Annotated in this window: 18 protein-coding genes and 1 pseudogene; 11 read left to right on the top strand and 8 right to left on the bottom strand. The window is 66.5% G+C overall.

The annotated features are described in order from the left end of the window. Positions 1 to 396: 396 nt before the first annotated feature. Complete coding sequence (locus tag QW863_RS30510; protein ID WP_315713509.1) at positions 397 to 1,326, bottom strand: LysR family transcriptional regulator; 930 nt, start codon at positions 1,324 to 1,326, stop codon at positions 397 to 399. Between the two features lie 104 nt (positions 1,327 to 1,430). Here QW863_RS30510 and QW863_RS30505 point away from each other — a divergent pair, with 104 nt between their 5' ends. From QW863_RS30505 to QW863_RS30465, 9 genes and pseudogenes are all read left to right on the top strand, one after another. Beyond that, positions 1,431 to 1,757, top strand: coding sequence for a Dabb family protein (locus QW863_RS30505; RefSeq protein ID WP_315713510.1), 327 nt, complete (start codon positions 1,431 to 1,433; stop codon positions 1,755 to 1,757). A gap of 68 nt (positions 1,758 to 1,825) precedes the next feature. Further along, positions 1,826 to 2,728, top strand: a pseudogene (locus QW863_RS30500) (NAD(P)-dependent oxidoreductase); the annotation flags it as partial. Between the two features lie 13 nt (positions 2,729 to 2,741). Continuing rightward, positions 2,742 to 3,626 (top strand): intradiol ring-cleavage dioxygenase, encoded by an 885-nt coding sequence (locus tag QW863_RS30495; protein ID WP_315769609.1) that lies wholly within the window; start codon positions 2,742 to 2,744, stop codon positions 3,624 to 3,626. A 63-nt stretch (positions 3,627 to 3,689) separates the two neighbouring features. Further along, complete coding sequence (locus QW863_RS30490) at positions 3,690 to 5,084, top strand: FAD-linked oxidase C-terminal domain-containing protein (protein WP_315769606.1); 1,395 nt, start codon at positions 3,690 to 3,692, stop codon at positions 5,082 to 5,084. Beyond that, positions 5,081 to 6,604 carry a sugar ABC transporter ATP-binding protein gene (locus QW863_RS30485; protein WP_315769604.1) on the top strand — a complete coding sequence of 508 codons (1,524 nt, stop codon included), beginning with the start codon at positions 5,081 to 5,083 and terminating at the stop codon, positions 6,602 to 6,604. The genes QW863_RS30490 and QW863_RS30485 overlap by 4 nt, the downstream gene beginning before the upstream one ends. Then, positions 6,597 to 7,547, top strand: a complete 951-nt coding sequence (locus tag QW863_RS30480) for an ABC transporter permease (RefSeq protein ID WP_315769601.1) — start codon at positions 6,597 to 6,599, stop codon at positions 7,545 to 7,547. The genes QW863_RS30485 and QW863_RS30480 overlap by 8 nt, the downstream gene beginning before the upstream one ends. Beyond that, positions 7,544 to 8,521, top strand: a complete 978-nt coding sequence (locus tag QW863_RS30475) for an ABC transporter permease (RefSeq protein WP_315769598.1) — start codon at positions 7,544 to 7,546, stop codon at positions 8,519 to 8,521. The genes QW863_RS30480 and QW863_RS30475 overlap by 4 nt, the downstream gene beginning before the upstream one ends. Before the next feature lie 39 nt (positions 8,522 to 8,560). Beyond that, on the top strand, positions 8,561 to 9,535 hold the full coding sequence (locus QW863_RS30470; protein ID WP_315769595.1) for a sugar ABC transporter substrate-binding protein: 975 nt from the start codon (positions 8,561 to 8,563) through the stop codon (positions 9,533 to 9,535). A gap of 66 nt (positions 9,536 to 9,601) precedes the next feature. Next, positions 9,602 to 9,889, top strand: a complete 288-nt coding sequence (locus tag QW863_RS30465) for a YciI family protein (RefSeq protein ID WP_315752359.1) — start codon at positions 9,602 to 9,604, stop codon at positions 9,887 to 9,889. A gap of 156 nt (positions 9,890 to 10,045) precedes the next feature. Here QW863_RS30465 and QW863_RS30460 read toward each other — a convergent pair whose 3' ends face one another. The 7 genes from QW863_RS30460 to QW863_RS30430 form a co-directional block, all read right to left on the bottom strand. Next, a complete protein-coding gene (locus QW863_RS30460) occupies positions 10,046 to 10,939 on the bottom strand; it encodes an NAD(P)-dependent oxidoreductase (RefSeq protein WP_315769593.1) in 894 nt (297 codons plus the stop codon). Then, positions 10,936 to 11,340 carry a carboxymuconolactone decarboxylase family protein gene (locus tag QW863_RS30455; RefSeq protein ID WP_315713518.1) on the bottom strand — a complete coding sequence of 135 codons (405 nt, stop codon included), beginning with the start codon at positions 11,338 to 11,340 and terminating at the stop codon, positions 10,936 to 10,938. Before QW863_RS30455 ends, QW863_RS30460 begins: the two co-directional genes overlap by 4 nt. A 210-nt stretch (positions 11,341 to 11,550) precedes the next feature. Beyond that, positions 11,551 to 13,011 carry an aldehyde dehydrogenase family protein gene (locus QW863_RS30450; protein WP_315769591.1) on the bottom strand — a complete coding sequence of 487 codons (1,461 nt, stop codon included), beginning with the start codon at positions 13,009 to 13,011 and terminating at the stop codon, positions 11,551 to 11,553. Positions 13,012 to 13,371: 360 nt separating this feature from the next. After that, entirely contained in the window at positions 13,372 to 14,349 is a 978-nt protein-coding gene (locus tag QW863_RS30445) for a HEAT repeat domain-containing protein (protein WP_315769589.1), read from the bottom strand. Positions 14,350 to 14,351: 2 nt separating this feature from the next. Then, a complete protein-coding gene (locus tag QW863_RS30440; RefSeq protein WP_006609939.1) occupies positions 14,352 to 14,585 on the bottom strand; it encodes a ferredoxin family protein in 234 nt (77 codons plus the stop codon). 22 nt (positions 14,586 to 14,607) lie between these two features. Next, positions 14,608 to 16,350: a fumarate reductase/succinate dehydrogenase flavoprotein subunit gene (locus tag QW863_RS30435; RefSeq protein ID WP_315769586.1), complete on the bottom strand. Its 1,743-nt coding sequence runs from the start codon at positions 16,348 to 16,350 to the stop codon at positions 14,608 to 14,610. A gap of 112 nt (positions 16,351 to 16,462) precedes the next feature. After that, entirely contained in the window at positions 16,463 to 17,236 is a 774-nt protein-coding gene (locus QW863_RS30430) for a ferredoxin--NADP reductase (RefSeq protein WP_315769583.1), read from the bottom strand. A gap of 254 nt (positions 17,237 to 17,490) precedes the next feature. On the opposite strand from QW863_RS30430, the gene QW863_RS30425 reads away from it, so the two are divergent. Both QW863_RS30425 and QW863_RS30420 read left to right on the top strand, forming a co-directional pair. Then, positions 17,491 to 17,781, top strand: coding sequence for a gamma-butyrobetaine hydroxylase-like domain-containing protein (locus tag QW863_RS30425; protein ID WP_315713523.1), 291 nt, complete (start codon positions 17,491 to 17,493; stop codon positions 17,779 to 17,781). A 74-nt stretch (positions 17,782 to 17,855) separates the two neighbouring features. Then, a complete protein-coding gene (locus QW863_RS30420) occupies positions 17,856 to 18,641 on the top strand; it encodes a Crp/Fnr family transcriptional regulator (protein ID WP_315752353.1) in 786 nt (261 codons plus the stop codon). Positions 18,642 to 18,775: the final 134 nt, after the last annotated feature.

Raw genomic sequence — 18,775 nt, 5'->3', positions numbered from 1 at the left:
GTGGCCCGCCTGCTCAAAAGAATGCAGGCGGCAGGTACCACAGGTACAGCCGGACAGACCCGGCCTTCCCCGCGCGACGGTGTTAACGGTGTCCTTCGTGCTCTCCCTGGGGATCGGCTTTCTTGCCCCCATCGCCCGCGCGTGCCGTCAAGCAACGCTTGCGAACTTGACCTCAGCATCGAGAGGCCAGGACCACACGACTTCGCCGTCCGTGCCGCCTGCGCTCGTCTGGCACAGCCGTCACGTCCATCGCAGCCCGCCTCCACGTTCGTGACGACGCGTACGTCCCTCTGCTCGAGGCGGGTTGCACGCAAGAGACCACGATTTCCGAAAAATAGCAAGGTAATTATTTTTCTCAGAACATGATCCGCCCTCCCCCCGCACGCGGGCATCGGCTCAATCCGGCTTGGGCGGCTCGATCCAGATCCCCGGGTCGGAATGGGCGCGGATATGGTCGACGAGGAAATCGGCGAACACCCTGATCTTGGCCGGAAGCCTGACGCGGTTCTGGTAGGCGATGTTCATCGTCAAGAGCGGCAGCTCCCAGTCGAGCAGGACCGGCACCAGCCTGCCGGCCAGAATGTCGCTCTGCACGATGTAGAGCGGCTGGATCAGGATGCCGAGCCCGGCAAGCGCCGCCCCCTTGATCACCTGACCGTCATTGCTGTCGAGCGTCGGCGCGATCCGAATGCTCTGGGCTGTCGCGCCGTTGCGCAGGGACAGGGAATACGGATCATTGGCAAGATTGTAGATCAGCATGTCGTGGCGCACCAGATCACCGGGAACGACGGGACAGCCACGGCTGGCGAGATAGGACGGCGACGCCGCCAGCACGCGCCGCATCTGCCCGATGCGGCGGACGACGATGCCCGAGTCCGGCTCATGCTCGCGGGTGCGGATCGCCACGTCGATGCCCGCCTCAATGAAATCCGGATAGCGGTTCGCGGCGATGATCTGCAGGTTCAGCTTCGGATACATCGCGCGGAACGCCGGCAGCATCGGCGCAAGATAGATCGTCGCGAACGACAGCGAGCTGGTGACGCGCAGCATGCCCTGCGGCGACAGCGCGCGATCGCTGACGGCATCCTCGGCCTCGGCCAGCTCGTTGAGCAGCGTGCCGCAGCGCTGCAGCAGCTCCTGCCCGGCTTCGGTCAGCCAGAGACGGCGCGTGTTGCGCTCGATCAGGCGCACCGCGAGTCGTTCCTCCAGCGCGCTGAGATGCCGGCTCGCCGCGGCGTTGGACATCCGTAAGGACTCGGCGGCCTTGGACAGGCTGCCCAGCTCGGCCGTCCGGGAAAACACCTCGAGCTGGAGCAGACGGTCCATTGTTACGCTGAGCGGAAAACAGAGTTACAATTTTTGTCCTTTATTTCCATTTCCTGCAAGGCAAAATCGTCCGACAAGAATAAAGTCCAGGTGAGGACGCTGGAATGACGGGGCCGATCAGGCACATCGTGATGTGGCGGCTGCGCGCCGAGACGGCCGCCGAGCGCGCGGCGGCCCGGCTCAAGGTCAAAACCCTGTTCGAGGGCCTCAAGGGCCGCATCGACGGCCTGACCCACATCGAGGTCGGTCTCGATGTCAGCGACGTCGACTATGCCTGCGACGTCGTCCTGTTCTCCGAATTTGCCAGCAGCGCCGCGCTGCGGGCCTATGCCTCGCATCCCGAGCACCTGCGCGTGCGCGAGGAGCTCGGCGACCTCAGGATCGGCCGCTTCCAGGTCGATTATCCCATCGCTGCAGCGCCCCGCGCGTGACGGAGGCGTTCACCTTCGACGGCCTGCCCGGCCGCGGGCCCGGCACGTGAAGCAAGCAACGGACGGCATCGATGTCATTTCCTGATAAGCGCCTCGCCTTCATCGGCATCGGCAAGATCGGCCTGCCGATCGCGGCGCGGCTTGCCAAGGCCGGCTATGACGTCACCGCGTTCGATCCCAACGCCGCCCGGCTCGATGAGGCACGTGCGCTCGGCATGGCCGCCGCGTCGTCCGCGACGGAGGCGGTGCGCGACCATGCCGTGGTCATCTCGTCGCTGCCCGACGACGCCGCACTGCGCGCGGCGATGCTCGGCAGCAACGGACTGATCGCAGCCATGGCGACCGACGCGATCCTGATCGAGACCAGCACCGTGGGCGTCGATGCGTCGAGCGAGGTCGATGCCGCCACGGCCGCCCGCGACGTCGCTTATCTGCGCACGCCGATCTCCGGCAATGCCAGCATCGCCCACACCGGCGAGCTGACCTGCTTCGTATCCGGACCGAAAGCGGCCTTCGCGCGGATCACGCCGCTGCTGGCATGCTTCACACGCGCGCAGACCTATCTCGGTGCGGCGGAAGAGGCGCGCTACGCCAAGCTCGCCGTCAACCTGATGATCGCGACGACCGCGGCGATGATGGCCGAGAGCCTCGCATTGGCACGCAAGGGCGGCATCGCCTGGCCGGACATCCTGCAGGTACTGCACGACAGCGCGGTCGCCTCGCCGATGGTGAAGTACAAGACCGCGCCGCTGCTGGCACGCGACTTTGCCGCGACGTTCTCCTGCGCGCAGATGGCCAAGGATCTCGATCTCATTCTCGGCGCCGGCCACGCCGTCGGCGTGCCGCTGCAGCTCGCGGCGCAGGTGCGCGAGACCTATGCCGCGCTGATCGCACAGGGCGATGCCGCAACCGACTTCCTCGCCACCGTCCGGCATGTCGAACGGCTGTCCGGGCTCGGCGAGCCCCTCTGAAAGGAGCCGCCTCTTGCGCAACTTCAACGAGACCACGATCACAGATGCCGTGCTCGAACGCCTGGCGGGCGCGCGTGATGCGCGGATCAAACAGGTCAGCGCGGCGCTGGTGCGCCATCTCCATGCCTTCGTGCGCGAGGTTCGTCCGACCCAGCAGGAATGGGAATACGGGATCGACTTTCTGACCCGCACCGGCCGGATGTGCGACGACAAGCGCCAGGAGTTCATCCTGTTGTCGGACACGCTCGGCGTTTCGATGCTGGTCGACGCCATCAATCATCCGGTGCCGGAAGGCGCCACCGAGACCACGGTGCTCGGCCCCTTCTTCGTCCAGGCGGCGCCGGAACGCGCCAACGGCGACGACATCTCGGGCCCGATGAAAGGCGATCCGCTGCTGGTGACCGGCTCGGTGTCGAGCGCGGACGGCGCGCCGCTCGCAGGCGCCGTGGTCGACGTCTGGCACTCCGACGACGACGGCTATTACGACGTGCAACGGCTCGAGCAGATCGGCGATCTCGCCATGCGCGCGCGCTTCCACACCGACGGCGACGGCCGCTTCCATTTCTGGTCGATCAAGCCCGCCGCCTATCCGATCCCCAATGACGGGCCGGTCGGCGACATGCTGGCAGCGCAGGGACGGCATCCGTGGCGGCCGGCACATGTGCATTTCATGATCTCGGCGCCGGGCTTCGAGCGGCTGGTGACGCATGTGTTCGTCGCCGGTGATCAGTATCTCGATTCCGACGTCGTGTTCGGCGTCAAGGACAGCCTGATCCGCGACTTCGCGCGCTGCCCGCCGGGGCGTGCGCCAGATGGCCGCATGGTGGCGCAGGGATATTTCCATCTCAACTATGATTTCGGCCTGAAACGGCTTGCGGCGCGCGCCAATCAGGTTTGAGCTGAGCGGACGACAAGGACCGTCAAGAGTCCGGTATCGTCGAGGAAGCGGACGGGAGGAACGATGGAGTTGCGGGTCGGCACCGGTGCATTGGCCGAGCGGCTTTCGAGCCTGATCGGGCCACGCGCGAGTCTTGCGCGCGGCGTGCTGGATCAGCACGGCCGGAGCGAGTCGTACTATCCGGCGATGCCGCCCGACATCGTCGTGTTTCCCGAGACGACGCAGGAGGTCGCCGACATCGTCAGGCTGTGCGCCGAGGCCGGCATGCCGATCGTGCCGTTCGGCGCCGGCACGTCGCTCGAAGGCAACGCTGCGGCTGTCGCGGGCGGCGTCTGTTTCGACTTCGCCCGCATGAACAAGGTGCTGGCCGTGCACGACGCCGACATGGACGTCGTGGTGCAGCCCGGCATCACGCGCAAGCAGCTCAATGCGGAGCTGCGCACGACCGGCCTGTTCTTTCCGATCGATCCCGGCGCCGACGCCTCGATCGGCGGCATGAGTTCGACCCGCGCCTCCGGCACCATGGCGGTGCGCTACGGCACCATGAAGGACAACGTCCTCGCATTGGAGGTGGTTCTGGCCGACGGCAGGGTGATCCGCACCGCGAAGCGTGCGCGCAAATCCGCCGCCGGCTACGACCTGACCCGGCTGTTCGTTGGCGCGGAGGGTACGCTCGGGGTGATCACCGAGATCACGCTGAAGCTGCATCCCGTGCCGCAGGCGATCTCGGCCGCGACCTGCAGCTTCCCCACCCTGCATGACGCGGTCGACACCGCGATCGCGCTGATCCAGTCGGCCGTCCCCGCCGCCCGCATCGAGCTCGTCGACGACGTCATGATGCGCGGCATCAACGCCTATTCCAAGCTCGGCTATCGGGAGACGCCAACCCTGTTCCTGGAATTCCACGGCTCCGAGGCCGCCGTCGCCGAGCAGGCGCAGACCGCGGAAGCGATCGCAACCGAGCATGGCGGCCGCGGCTTCGCCTGGGCGAAGGCGGCCGAGGACCGTAGCCGGCTGTGGCACGCGCGCGACAACACGCTCTATGCCGGACTGGGCCTGCGGCCCGGCGCGCGCGCCGTCATCACCGATGTCTGCGTGCCGATCTCGCGGCTGGCCGAATGCCTGACCGAGACGCGCCGGGACGCCGACGCCAACGGCTTCCTTGCGCCGATCGTCGGCCACGTCGGCGACGGCAATTTCCACATGCTGATCCTGGTCGATCCCAACGATGAGAACGAGCTCGCCGGCGCCAAGGCGCTGCAGGCGCGCATGGTGGCGCGCGCGATCGCGATGGACGGCACCTGCACCGGCGAGCACGGCATCGGGCTCGGCAAGGTCGACTATCTCCGGGACGAACTCGGCGAAGCCGTCGCGGTGATGCGCGCCATCAAGGCCGCGCTCGATCCCGAGGGCCTGATGAATCCGGGCAAGATCTTTGCCGGCGGAGCGCAGCCATGAGCGCGGCAGCCGCCATCGCAGCTCCATCGCCCGCGCCGCTGCTGGAGCTGCGCGGCATCAGCAAGTCGTTTCCCGGCGTCAAGGCGCTGGACGACGTCTCGTTCGCCATCTACCCGGGCGAGGTCCACATGCTGCTCGGCGAGAACGGCGCCGGCAAGTCCAGCCTGATGAAGGTGCTGTGCGGCGCCTACAGCGCCGATGCGGGCGAGATCACCTACAAGGGCGAGAAGGTCGAGATATCATCGACGGCCGACGCGCAGAAGCTCGGCATCGCCGTCATCTTCCAGGAATTCTCGCTGGTGCCGTTCCTCGACATCGCGCAGAACATCTATCTCGGCCGCGAACCCAGAGGCCGGCTCCCCGGCACCATCGATCGCCGCAAGATCCTGGCCGACGCCAAGCGCGTGCTCGACAGCATCGGTTTCGACATCGATCCCTCTGTCATCGTCGACACGCTCGGCGTCGCGCAGCAGCAGATGGTCGAGATCGCCAAGGCGATCAGCCAGAACGCGCGGATCCTTGTGATGGACGAACCGACCGCGGCGCTGTCCGACCGCGAGGCGGAGCTGCTGTTCGCGCTGATCAGGCGGCTGAAGGCGGACGGCGTCGCCATCGTCTACATCTCGCACCGCATGGCCGAGGTGTTCGCGCTCGGCGACCGCATCACCGTGCTGCGCGACGGCCGCCGCATCGACGATATCAGGCCCGCCGACGTCACCCCCGACCAGCTCGTGCGCATGATGGTCGGGCGCAATATCGACATGAGCTATCCGCGCCATTTCGCGGAAACGCCCGGCGAGCTCGTGCTCGAGGTCAGGGGACTGAGCGCGCCGACCGGCATTGCCGACATCAACATCGAGGTGCGGCGGGGCGAGATCGTCGGCCTGTGCGGCCTCGTCGGCTCCGGCCGCACCGAGGTGGCGCGCGCGATCTTCGGCGCCGATCCGGTCAGCGAGGGCGAGATCATCTTCGACGGCAAGCCGATCGCGGGCGAGCCCGACATCGCGGCCCGCCGCGGCATCGCGCTGATCCCCGAGAGCCGCAAGAGCGAGGGCCTGGCGCTGCTGCGCTCGGTCGGCGACAACCTCGTGGTGTCGGCGCTGAAGAAGCTGTTTCCCAGCGGGCTCTACGATCCCCGCGGCGCACAGCGCACGGCGGACGGGCTGATCCGGCAATTGCGCATCGTAACACCGAATGCGCGGCAGACGGTCGGCCTGCTCTCCGGCGGCAACCAGCAGAAGGTCGTGATCGGCAAGTGGCTGGCGGCAGGCGCCAGGCTGTTCATCTTCGACGAGCCGACGCGCGGCATCGACGTCGGCGCCAAGTCCGAGATCTTCGCGCTGATCGACCGGCTGGTCGCCGATGGCGCGGCCGCGCTGATGATCTCATCCGAGCAGATCGAGATCTGCCACGTCTGCGACCGCGCCTATGTCATGCGCGAAGGCCGCATCGCCGGGCACCTGGCGCGCAGCGAGCTGACCGAGGAGAATATCGTGCGACTGGGGATGCATGATGAGTGACGCCACCATCGTCTCGCCGCTCCGAACGCTGCAGCGCATCCCGGGCGTGGCGATCGTGCTGGTGCTGTTGATCGCGCTGTTCGGCGCGATCGCGCCGGGCTTCCTGTCGGCCGCGAACCTGTCCAACGTGCTGGTGCAGTCGACGATCCTGACCATGCTCGCGCTGCCGATGACCCTGATCATCATGACCGAAGGGCTCGACCTCTCGATGGGCGCGGTGCTGACGCTGACATCGCTCTGCGTCGCCATCGTCTCGCTCGCGACCAAGTCCGTGCTGCTGGGCTTCGGCGCCGCGGTGCTGGTCGGCGCGGCGTTCGGCACCGTCAATGGCTGGCTGGTCGCGATCGTCGGGATTCCGCCGTTCGTGGCGACGCTCGCCACGCTCGGCATGGCGCAGGGCCTGTCGCTGATCGTGAGCGACGGCCAGAGCGTGGTCGGCATTCCCCACGGCGTGCGCGACATCTATTCGGCGACGCTGCTCGGCATCCCCGTGCCGATCGTGATGGGGCTTTTGACCTACGCTGCGTTTCACGGCCTGCTCTATCACACCAGGTTCGGCACCTACATCTTCGCGCTCGGCGGCAATCGCGAAGCGCTGCGCTATGCCGGCCTGTCGCCGACACGACTCCTGATCGCGGTCTACGCGATCGGCGGCACGATGGCGGGCATCGCCGGTCTGCTGATGACCGCGCGGATGAATTCGGGACATCCGACCGCAGGGCTCGGGATGGAGTTCGACGCCATCGCGGCGGTCGCGGTCGGCGGCACCTCGTTCGAGCGCGGCAATGGCTGGCTGCTCGGCACCGTGCTCGGCGTCGTCGCCGTCGGCGTGCTGCGCAACGGGCTCAACCTGGTGTCGCTGCCGTCCTCGGTGCAGGTCGCAAGCGTCGGCGCGCTGGTCATCATCGCGATGTTCCTCGACGGCCTGCGGAGCCGGTCATGACCGACATCGCCAAGGACACGCTGCCGCCGCCGCGCTCGCTCCTGTCGCAGAACGCCGCGCAGGTGTTCTATCGGATGCTCGCCGCGCTGCTGATCTGCGCGGCGCTGACCGTGCTGAGCGACTCCTTCCTCAGCCTCGGCAACATCCTCAACGTGCTCAGGCAGGCGAGCCTGACCTTCTTCATCGCCTCCGGCCTCACCCTGGTGGTGCTGACCGCCGGCCTCGATCTGTCGGTCGGCGCCAACGTTGCCTTGTCGGCGTGTCTCGCCGGCACCGTGATCCATCAGACCGGCTCGCCCGCACTCGGGATCCTGACCGGGCTGCTCGCCGGCGGCAGCGTCGGCTTCCTCAATGGCTTCATGGTCACGGCGCTGCGCATCCCCTCCTTCATCGCCACCTACGGCATGCTCTGGGTGCTGAACGGCGTCACCTACTGGTACATGGCGGGCGAGACGATCCACGGCTTTCCCGCGGGCTTCCGCCAGATCGGCAGCGGCTATCTGCTCGGGCTGCCGATCCCGGTCTATCTGCTGCTGGTGTTTCTCGCGATCGGATCGTTCTTCGCGCAACGCACGATCTGGGGCCAGGAGATCTACGCCATCGGCGCCAATCCGGTCGCGGCCCGGCTGTCCGGCATTCCGGTCGCGCGCCGGCTGCTGCTCGTCTACACGGTGTCCGGCACCATGGCCGGGCTCGCCTCGATCATCTTCCTGTCGCGGCTCAACTCCGCCGAAGCCGACATCGGCGAAAGCCTGACCTTGCCGGCCATTGCCGCGGTGCTGATCGGCGGCACCTCGCTGTTCGGCGGCGTCGGCACGGTGTTCGGCACCTTCATCGGCGCCCTGATCCTGACGCTGGTGCTGAACGGCATGAACCTGCTCGCGACCAGCGCCAACTGGCAGCCGCTCGTCACCGGAATTATCGTGATCGTCGCCGTCTGGCTCGACATGAAGACCCGGCGCCCGGCGCAATGAACCTGTAATACAACCAAGAAAACGAGGGAAGGAAACGACATGCAACAACGGATCACGCGCTGCCTCGCTCTGTCGCTGCTGATCGCCGCAGGCGCGACGCAGGCCCGCGCCGACGGCGAGACCATCGCCGTCTTCACCAAGAACCAGACCAATCCGTTCTTCCAGACGGTGCGCGTCGGCGCCGACAACATGGCGAAGGTCCTCAACGCCAAGATCCTGCACTACATCCCGACCAAGCCGGACTCGATCCCCGAGCAGCTCAGCCAGATCGAGGACGTCGTGGTGAAGAAGCCGAGCGCGATCGTGTTCACGCCGGTCGACTACAAGGCGATGGTGCCCGGGGTCGAGAAGATCAACGACGCCAAGATCCCCGTCGTCAACATCACCGACCGCTCCGCCGGCGGCAAGTTCGTCGCCTTCGTCGGCGCCGACGACTACAGCCTGGGCCTTGAGACCGGACGTTTCCTGCTCAAGACGCTCGGCGGCAAGGGCAACATCGTCATCATCGAAGGCGTCAAGGGCTCGCTGACCAATGTCGACCGCGTCCGCGGCTTCAACGACGCGCTCAAGGAGAACCCCGGCGCCAAGCTGCTGGCGTCGCAGCCCGGCAACTATCAGCGCCTGCAGGCCCTGCAGGTGATGGAGAACCTGATGCAGTCCAATGCGCAGATCGATGGCGTGCTCGCCGCCAACGACGCCATGGCGGTCGGCGCGATCGAGGCGCTGGACGGCGCCGGCCGCAAGGCGCAGGTGATCGGCATCAACGGCACCAAGGAGGCGATCGACGCCATCAAGTCCGGCAAGCTGCTCGCCAGCGGCGACTACAACGGCTTCGCCCAGGGCTGCCTCGGCACCATGATGGCCGTCCGCGCATTGCGCGGCCAGCCCGTCATCAACGAGATCGTGCTGAAGCCGACCGTCATCACCAAGGAGAACTATCAGCCGTTCGACGTGACGCTGGAGCAGCGCACCTGCCCGAGCTTCGAGGATGCAGGCAAGCTCAGCGCGAAATAGGATCAGCCATCAGTCCGGAAGCAGGACGGCACGCAGCCGTCCTGCTTCAACTTGCGGAGAGAATTCATGCTGTTTGCGATTCACGCGCTCGACAAGCGGGACGCGCTGCCGGTCCGGCTTGCCAACTACGACGCGCACAAGGCCTATCTCGGTGACAGCGCCCGCCTGCCCGTCACCATCGTGATGTCCGGCCCGCTCGTCTCCGACGATGGTTCGACGATGATCGGCAGCCTGTTCCTGGTCGAGGCTCCCGGCCGCGCCGAGGTCGAAGCGTTCAACCGCGCCGACCCGTTTGCCGCTGCCGGGATTTGGGAGAAGGTGACGATCACCGGCTTCTTGCGGCGCCAGGGTTAATCCGACTGCGTCACGCGGATCTCAGCAGTTGCAGTTTCCGCCGTCACCCGGAATCTGGAAATTGTCAGGTGTGGACGCAAAACAATCTCGAGATTCCGGGTTCAAGGCCCGCGGCCTTGCCCCGGAATGACGGTGGTTGCGACGCAGTAGTACCAGTCACCCCTTCAGCTCCACGCCGGCCAGCGCCTCGCTCAGCTTCGCCAGCGCGGTGTGATCCTGCCCGGGTCCGAGCATCCCCTGCGCGCTGGCGCTGAGCTCGCGGCAGAGGTTGGAGAACGGCGCGGCGACGCCGGCGGCACGCGCGACCTCGAGCGCGATCGACAGGTCCTTCACCATCAGGTCGAGCCCGAAGCCGCTGTTGAATTGGCGCGACAGCACGAACTGCTTGAACTTCTTCTGCGTCGAGTTGTTCATGCCGGTCGAGGCGTTGAGCACGTCGGTCATCAGGCCGGGATCGATGCCGAATTGCTGGCCGATCAGCAGCGCCTCGACACCGATCAGGAAGCCGCCGGCCGAGACGAGGTTGTTGAGTGCCTTCATCGCCTGGCCCGAGCCGAGGCCGCCGATGCGGTGGATCGTGGTGCCCATCGCGCGCAACAGCGGCTCGACGCGGTCGAGCGCGCCCGGCTCGCCGCCGGCCATGATCGCGAGCTCGCCGGTCACGGCGCGCGGCACGCCGCCGCTGACGGGCGCATCGAGCATGGTGACGCCGAGCGGGGCCAGATCGGCGGCGATCGCCTGCGTCGCCGACGGCGCGCCGGAGCTCATGTCGATGACGATGTGATCGCGCGTCAGGCCGGCGCGCAGTGCGCCGGCGGCGTCCGCGACATGTTTGCTGGTCGGCAGCATCGTGATGATGACATCCGCCTGCCCCGCCGCGGCCGCGAGGTCGCCGGCCTCGACACCGCCAACCTTGGCGACGAACTCAGCAGCCCGCCCGGGCACGGCGTCATTGACGGCGACCGCAAAGCCGGCGCCGAGCAGGCGCGCGGCCATCGGCCAGCCCATGTTGCCGATGCCGACGAACAGGACCTTTTGCGGCGCGCTCATGCGCCGTCCTTCTTGGCGATGGCACCTTCCGCGACCAGCACCTCGTGCGCGGCCTTGAACGCCTCGAGGCCCGCGGGAATGCCGCAATAGACGGTCGCGTGCAGCAGGATCTCCTTGATCTCGTCGACCGTGACGCCGTTGGTGAGCGCGCCCTTGACGTGCAGCTTCAGCTCGCTCGGCTTGCTGAGCGCGGTCAGCATCGCGAGATTGATGATGCTGCGGGTGCGGCGATCCAGTCCTGGCCGGGTCCAGGCATAGCCCCAGCACATTTCGGTGGTGATGTGCTGGAAGGCCATCATGAAGTCGTCAGCCTTGGCGAGGCTGCCATCGACATAGGCCGCGCCGAGCACCTCGCGGCGCACCTTCAGGCCCTTCTCGAACAGTTCTTTTTCGTCGCTCATCCGCTCGTCTCCTTCTGCAAACCCTGATGTCGTCTCGCTGTTTGAGCATGATCTCCGCGCAAACGCCTTCGGCGTTTGTCGCGAGGGACAACCGGCTTCCACTTTTCCGGATCCTGCTCTGGCGCCTCGCCGCGCGGACTGACAACGACAACGCCGGGCGGCATTGTCAGTGACGTCCGCACGGCGGAACTGATCGGAACTCCCACTCCGCTAGCCGTGCTTGACGATCAGGGTCTTCATCGCGGCAAGCTCGTACAGCGCCTCGAACCCCTTCTCGCGGCCGTGTCCCGATTTCTTCATGCCGCCGAACGGCAGCTCGATGCCGCCGCCGGCGCCGTAGCCATTGACGAACATCTGGCCGACCTTGACCTTGCGCGCGACGCGCATCGCTCGCGAGCCGTCGCCCGACCAGACGCCGGCGACCAGGCCGAAATCGGTGGCGTTGGCGAGCCTGACGGCGTCGGCCTCGTCGTCGAACGGCATCGCCGCCAGCACCGGACCGAACACCTCCTCGCGCGCCAGCTCGGAGTCGCGCGCGACGTGCTGATACAGCGCCGGCGCCACATAGAAGCCCTCGCTCGGCACGCCCTCGGCGATCCTGCCGGTCGCCACGCGCCTGGCGCCGCCGCTTTCGGCACGCGCCAGCATGTTTTCGATCCGCGTCTTCTGGACCGCGCTGATGACCGGACCAAGATCGAGATCCATCTCCGGCGTGCCGGCCGTGATCTTCTCGAAGCGGAGCGTGAGGTCGGCCAGGAAGCGGTCCCAGATCGAGCGCTCCACCAGCACGCGCGAGCCGGCCGAGCAGGTCTGGCCGGCGTTCTGCACGATCGCCGCGGCCACCGAGGTCAGCGCGGCATCGAGATCGGCGTCGGCGAACACGATCTGCGGCGACTTGCCGCCGAGTTCGAGCGTGCAGCCGATGTGGTTCCTCGCGGCCGCCGTCTGCACGAGCGTGCCGACCTCCGGGCTGCCGGTGAAGGAGATGAAATCGATGCCGTCATGCGCCGACAGCGCCGCACCCGCCTCCTCGCCAAGACCCGGCACGACGTTGATCGCACCGGCCGGGAAGCCGGCTTCCGCCGCGAGCTCGGCAAGACGCAGCGGCACCAGGCAGGCCTCCTCGGCCGGCTTGATCACGGTCGCGTTGCCCATCGCCAGCGCCGGCGCGACGGTGCGGCCGAACATCTGCCCCGGATAGTTCCACGGAATGATATGGCCGGTGACGCCGAGCGGCTCGTACACCGTGGTGACGAAGAAGCCGTCGAGAAACGGGATGGTGTCGCCATGCACCTTGTCGGCGGCGCCGCCGTAATATTCGAAATAGCGCGCGACGGCGACGACGTCCGCCTTGGCCTGCTTCATCGGCTTGCCGGTATCGGCCGCTTCGAGCTTCGCGAGCTCCTCGGCATTGTCCTCGACGAGGCGGCCGAGCTTCGACAACAGGCGCCCGCGGTCCACCGCGGCGAGCCGGCCCCACGGGCCTTCCAGCGCGCGGCGCGCCGCCGCCACGGCAAGATCGATGTCGGCCGCGTCACCGGCGGCAATCGAGGCGATCACCTGTCCGGTCGCCGGCGCCAGCATCGCAATGGTGCGGCCCGACTGCGCGGGCTGCCACTTGTTCTCGATGAAGACGCCCTTGGCGGCAGGCAGTTTGACATTGGCGTTCATGGCAGCTCTCCGACTTCCTTTGCAGCTCGTCCGCGGGTCATATCAGACCTCGGCACGGCGCATCCCCTCGCGGCCGCGCGACAGCCGGTCGGCAATGGAGGCGTGTCACCAGGGCCGGACTGACCGGCCCCTCTCTCCGTTTGCGCTGCAGCGGTCATGATGCCCGATGGATGCGTCCGACGTTTCTGTCAGACAATCCGGGAGCCGTCCAGAACGGGACGTGGGGCGCACGAGAACGTGCGGCGCGCGGCCCTGCGGGGCTCGCGCGCGATCGGCCGCGACATGATCGTCGCAAGGCTCGTCATCTGGCTGACCGCCCGGTCCGCCATGCGGTCGGGAATGCTCGTGGCCGGCGCGCGATTACGCGCCGGTTCTCGCCTTGCTCGCCGCGATCTGGTGCAGCGCCCATCTCGCATTCTTGCGCACGTCGGGATCGCGATCGTCGGCGACCAGCGCGAGGTACGGCTCGCCGTCGGGCGCAGCGATCTCGCCCAGCGCAGCCGCCGCCTCCTTGCGCAGATTGGCCTGCTCGTGGGTGATGCAATGGCCGATCGGCCGCACCGCATGCAGCACCTTCATGCGTCCGAGGCTGCGGATCGCCTTCAGGCGCACCTGCCAGAACTCATCCGCCAGGCAGGCGATCAACGGATCTGCGGCGACGGCACCATTGACGTTGAGCCCGAGCGTCTCGGCCGCCATCTCCCGCACCATCCAGTCGGAATCCTTGAGCGCGCGGGTGATGGTCTCCGCGGCGATCTTCATGTGCGAGAAGGCGAGCGCGCTGACCGCCGCGCGCCGGACATGCGCATCGGGATCGCCGATCAGCGCCGTCAGCGCCGGAATCGACTCCTCGAGCTTGAGGAAGCCGATGACGCCGATCGCCTGCACGCGGACCGCCGCATCCGGATCCTGCAGCGCCTCCAGCGCCGGCTTGAGCGTGTCCTTGCGCCGCAGCTCCTTCAGCGCGCGCAGCGCGCCCATCCGGACGAAGGCGTGGGCATGCTTCACCAGTGGCAGGATGGCGTCGGCCGAAGCGGGATCCTTGAACTCGGCGAGACTGTCGGCGGCTGCCGATGCGACGATCCGCTCGGGATCAACGAGTAATTGCACCAGCGCCTCCGCCGCCTCCGGCCCGTCGAACTCGCCGAGCGCCATGGCGACCTGCTGGCGCACGCCGGCGTCGGGATCGGCGACCATCTTCGCCAGATGCGCGACCGCGGCGGGATCGCCGGAATGTCCCAACGCGATGATCGCGACCCGCCGCTCCGCCGGATCGGCAGCACCGAGCCGCTCGTCGGCGTCGTCGAGATCGTCGTAGGATTCGAACGGGCTCGACATGATCACCTCAACAGATAGGGAATGTTGACGGTGACGGCGCCGGTCGGGCAATCCGCCTCGCAGGGCATGCAGTACCAGCATTCGTCATAGGCCATGAAGGCCTTGCCGGTCATGTCGCTGATCCGGAGCACATCGAGCGGGCAGACGTCGACGCAGACCGTGCAGCCCTTGTCGGCAATGCATTTGGCGTCGTCGACGACGACCGGGACCGACGTCTGATAGGTTGCAAGAGGCATGTCTCTGTTCTCCTTCTGATCGTCAGGCGCTGGCGCGGATGCGCTGCTTGTCGTAGAGGTCCTTCTCATCGTCCGCGATCGGCACGACATAGGGCTGCACCGCCCGCTTCTCGCTGGTCATGCGGCCGTCCAGCTTGCTCAGCAGCGTGTGGCAGAACCAGTTCTCGTTGTCCTTGTCCGGAAAATCGGTGCGCCAGTGATAGAGCCCCCAACGGCTCTCCTCGCGGAACAGCGAGGCATGGGCGGCCATGTCCGCGCAATCCATGATCGACTGCACCTCCAGTGCGCGCAGCAGTTCATGCGCGTTGCGTGCGATCATGCGCTCCTGCATGTCCTCGCGGACCTCGGCGAGCCGGCGCATCCCGAGCTCGTACTTTCGCGTCACCTTCGGCGGCTGGAGATAGTCGTTGACCAGGCGCCGCGTCTTGTACTCGATCTGGTTCGGCGGAATGCCATCCTCGCGCTTGGTCGGCGCCAGCACGCGCTCGCGCTCCAGCGCGATCTCGGCGGCATCGATGTCGCCGAAATCATGATTGTCGGCGAACTCCATCGCGTCGAGCCCGGCGAACGAACCGTTGGTGAACGCGCCCAGCATGTAGTTGTGCGGAACGCTGGCCATGTCGCCGGCCGCATAGAGCCCGGGGACGGTCGTGCGGGCATTGTCGTCGACGAACACGCCCGACGCGCTGTGGCCGGAGCAGAAGCCGATCTCCGAGATGTGCATCTCGATCGACTCCTTGCGGTAGTCGACGCCGCGGCCCTCCTGGAACAGCCCTCGCGTGGGCCGCTCGACCTTGTGCAGGGTGTGCTCGATCTCCTCGATGGTCTTGTCGTGCAGGTGCTTGAGCTGCAGGAACACCGGCCCCTTGCCCGACAGCAGCTCGTTGTAGAATTCCAACATCATCTGGCCCGACCAATAGTCGCATTCGATGAAGCGGCGATCCTCGTTGTTGGCGGTATAGGCGCCGAAGGGACCGGCGACATAGGCGCAGGCCGGACCGTTGTAGTCCTTGATCAGCGGATTGATCTGGAAGCATTCGAGATTGGCGAGCGCCGCGCCCGCGTGATAGGCCATCGCATAGCCGTCGCCGGAATTGGCGGCATTCTCATAGGTGCCGAACATGTAGCCCGAGGTCGGCAGGCCGAGCCGTCCCGCCGCGCCCATGCACAGGATGACGGCCTTGGCCTTGATCACCAGCATCTCGGCGGTGCGGGTGTTGACGCTGACGGCGCCGGCGATGCGGCCATCGCTCGACTTCAAGAGCCGCGTCGCCATGTAGCGGTTGGAGATCAGGATGCGTGCGCGGCGCAGTTGCCGATACAGCGCCTTCTTGACGGTCTCGCCGTTCGGCATCGGCAGCACGTAGGTGCCGATGTGGTGCACCTTCTTGACGGCATAGTCGCCGTTCTCGTTCTTGAGGAAGCGGATGCCGAAGCTGTCGAGCTCCTCGATGATCCCGTAGCAGCTCTGGGCGTATTTGTAGACCGCCTTCTGATCGACGATGCCGTCATTGGCGATCGTGATCTCCTTGGTGTATTGCTCCGGCGTTGCATAGCCGGGGATGACGGCGTTGTTCAGGCCGTCCATGCCCATCGAGATCGCGCCGGAGCGCTTGACGTTCGCCTTCTCCAGCAGAACGACGTTCGCCTTGGGATTCTTCATCTTGGCCTTCAAGGCGGCCATCGGTCCGGCGGTGCCGCCGCCGATCACCAGCACGTCGCAGGACACCTCCGAGAGGCCGTCGACGATCTCATCCATTGCCATTCTAAGCTCCTGCTTGGCCGGGGTCACACCGGTCCGGATCAGACTTGTTCAGCGGGGGCACCCGGCGATAGCAATTAGTTGTCGCCTGAGCGCATTTCTTCGCGCCGGCCAATCAGCGCTCGACGAACGCCTTCTCGACCACGAAATGGCCGGGCGTGCTGTGGTTGCCTTCGACGAAGCCGCGGCCCTCCAGCATGGCCTGGAGCTCGGCCAACATCGCCGGGCTGCCGCAGAGCATGACGCGGTCGGTCTCGACATCGAGGTCGGGCTCACCGATGTCGGCGAACATCTGCCCCGATGCGATCAGGTCGGTGATGCGGCCGCGGTTGCGGAACGGCTCGCGGGTCACCGTGGGGTAATGAAGCAGCCGGTTCCGGACCAGCGGTCCAAAGAATTCGTGGCCGCGCAGGCCATCGACGAGCTGCTCGCCATAGGCGAGCTCCGAGACCTGGCGGCAGCCATGGGCCAGCACGATGGTCTCATAGGTCTCGTAGATGTCGGGATCCTTGACCAGGCTGGCGAACGGCGCCAGCCCGGTGCCGGTCGACAGCAGCAGCAGACGCCTGCCCGGAATCAGGTTGCCCGCGATCAGCGTTCCCGTCGCCTTGCGCCCCACCAGGATGCGATCGCCCTCTTTGATCTTCTGCAGCCGGGAGGTCAGCGGCCCGTCCGCCACCTTGATGCTGAAGAACTCCAGCTCCTCCTCGTGATTGGCGCTCGCCATGCTGTAGGCGCGCATCAGCGGCCGGCCGTCGACCTCGAGCCCGATCATCGCGAACTGCCCGTTCTGGAAGCGGAAGCCGGTATCCCGCGTGGCGGTGAAGCTGAACAGCGAATCGGTCCAGTGCCGGACCGACAACACCGTCTCGGTCTGAAAAGCGCTCATCGTCGTCTCCTGAGGCGCGGGGCGCGCCGTGTGGCGGTTGCTGACGACGATGTCGCGGAAACGGCGCGGTTCGGCAATTTCGAACGCGCCGCGACGGTGGATTAGTTGCAAAGATTGTTCCTCGGGAAGGCGAGCGCGCGGCAACGAAGCACCTCGCGCTCCACATTCCGTCGAACAAGGCAATTAGTTGCTGGGGGCCCCGGTCCGTCTCCCCTAGCGTAACGACACCGGCTTCGGCACAACCAGGAGGCGCCATGATTCCAGCCGATACCCTCAACAGCGAGGTCAGTCCCGACCTGGCGTCGTTGCGGCTGCGGAATGCCGGCGGCGCTCCCGCGGAGCTGTCCGCCGAACGGCTGCGGCTGTCCTGCATGTGCGCGCATTGCAGGCGGGCCCGCCTCGACGGCCGCTTCCCGGCGCAGTTTCCCGGGATCGGCATCGTCGGGGTCGGAGATCTCGGTTACGGCTTGAACATCGCGTTTTCCGACGGCCACAATCGCGGCATCTATCCGAAATCATACCTTTGGGAACTCGTTGCCGCCTGAGGTGCGTCGCGCGGTGACGAATGGCACGAACATTGCTCCGCTTCTGATCAGTATGATCAATGCGGAGGCAAGACATGTTGCTGCAGGCAGCCAAATCAGCTGCGGACGCCGTGCCCTCTCCCATGACGTCAGCGCGCGCGGTGACCAGTTCGTCGCTCCTGCTCACCGAAAGCCAGCAATCCATCGGCGGCCCGCCGTCGCTGATCGAAAGGCTCAGCCTGCGCGAGCGTGAGCAGGTGCTCAAGCAGGGCCGCCGCAAGGTGCTGAACCGCGGCCAGACGCTGTTCAGCCAGGGCGCCAGGCACGACGGCATCTTCCTGGTCGAGAGCGGCCGCATCCGCGTGTTCTATACGTCGCCGCAGGGGCGCGAGATCACGCTGGCCTATTGGCATGTCGGCAATTTCGTCGGCGGTCCCGAGGTGTTCGACACCGGCGTGCATCAATGGTCCGGCATCGCCGCCAGCAATGCCAGCGTGATCCAGCTTCCGGGCAAGGAGCTGCGAACGCTGGTGGCGGAGATCCCCAATCTCGCGATCGGACTGATCGAAGGGTTGAGCTTCAAGGGAAAATGCTACTCCGCCCTGGCCCAAATGCTGGGGACGCGTTCGATCACCGAGCGGCTCGCTCATCTGCTGCTGCATCTCGTCGACCTCTATGGCGTGGATGATCCCGACGGCAAGGTCATTGCCGCGGCCTTCACCCATGCCGACATCGCCCACATGGTCGGGGCGACGCGGCAGTGGGTGACGATCAGCCTCAAGCGGATGCAGGAAAAGAATATCGTCCGCACCAGGCGTTCGCAGATCGTGGTCTGCCGGCCCGACGTCCTGGACGAGATGCGCGGCCAGGCCGCGGATTAGCCGGCCTGCTCATGCAAGCGGCTGTCATGAGCGAAATTGCCCAAGGAGTACGCAACCGGATTTTGACGGCAACTAATCCACCCGCTGCCGAACTCCGGATTTGCGCTCGTGGACGCGGCCTTCATCATGGCGCC

Origin of the sequence: Bradyrhizobium sp. SZCCHNR1017 (assembly GCF_032381375.1) — a bacterium.
GTDB lineage: Bacteria > Pseudomonadota > Alphaproteobacteria > Rhizobiales > Xanthobacteraceae > Bradyrhizobium.
This window is presented reverse-complemented; position numbering and strand designations above follow the sequence as displayed.

Coding starts and splice junctions, on each gene's coding strand:
- QW863_RS30470 (WP_315769595.1), top strand. CDS start 8,561: ATGCAACAACGGATCACGCGCTGCCTCGCTCTGTCGCTGCTGATCGCC.
- QW863_RS30480 (WP_315769601.1), top strand. CDS start 6,597: ATGAGTGACGCCACCATCGTCTCGCCGCTCCGAACGCTGCAGCGCATC.
- QW863_RS30420 (WP_315752353.1), top strand. CDS start 17,856: ATGTTGCTGCAGGCAGCCAAATCAGCTGCGGACGCCGTGCCCTCTCCC.
- QW863_RS30445 (WP_315769589.1), bottom strand. CDS start 14,349: ATGTCGAGCCCGTTCGAATCCTACGACGATCTCGACGACGCCGACGAG.
- QW863_RS30460 (WP_315769593.1), bottom strand. CDS start 10,939: ATGAGCGCGCCGCAAAAGGTCCTGTTCGTCGGCATCGGCAACATGGGC.
- QW863_RS30455 (WP_315713518.1), bottom strand. CDS start 11,340: ATGAGCGACGAAAAAGAACTGTTCGAGAAGGGCCTGAAGGTGCGCCGC.
- QW863_RS30510 (WP_315713509.1), bottom strand. CDS start 1,326: ATGGACCGTCTGCTCCAGCTCGAGGTGTTTTCCCGGACGGCCGAGCTG.
- QW863_RS30465 (WP_315752359.1), top strand. CDS start 9,602: ATGCTGTTTGCGATTCACGCGCTCGACAAGCGGGACGCGCTGCCGGTC.
- QW863_RS30505 (WP_315713510.1), top strand. CDS start 1,431: ATGACGGGGCCGATCAGGCACATCGTGATGTGGCGGCTGCGCGCCGAG.
- QW863_RS30440 (WP_006609939.1), bottom strand. CDS start 14,585: ATGCCTCTTGCAACCTATCAGACGTCGGTCCCGGTCGTCGTCGACGAC.
- QW863_RS30425 (WP_315713523.1), top strand. CDS start 17,491: ATGATTCCAGCCGATACCCTCAACAGCGAGGTCAGTCCCGACCTGGCG.
- QW863_RS30450 (WP_315769591.1), bottom strand. CDS start 13,011: ATGAACGCCAATGTCAAACTGCCTGCCGCCAAGGGCGTCTTCATCGAG.
- QW863_RS30435 (WP_315769586.1), bottom strand. CDS start 16,350: ATGGCAATGGATGAGATCGTCGACGGCCTCTCGGAGGTGTCCTGCGAC.
- QW863_RS30430 (WP_315769583.1), bottom strand. CDS start 17,236: ATGAGCGCTTTTCAGACCGAGACGGTGTTGTCGGTCCGGCACTGGACC.
- QW863_RS30490 (WP_315769606.1), top strand. CDS start 3,690: ATGGAGTTGCGGGTCGGCACCGGTGCATTGGCCGAGCGGCTTTCGAGC.
- QW863_RS30485 (WP_315769604.1), top strand. CDS start 5,081: ATGAGCGCGGCAGCCGCCATCGCAGCTCCATCGCCCGCGCCGCTGCTG.
- QW863_RS30475 (WP_315769598.1), top strand. CDS start 7,544: ATGACCGACATCGCCAAGGACACGCTGCCGCCGCCGCGCTCGCTCCTG.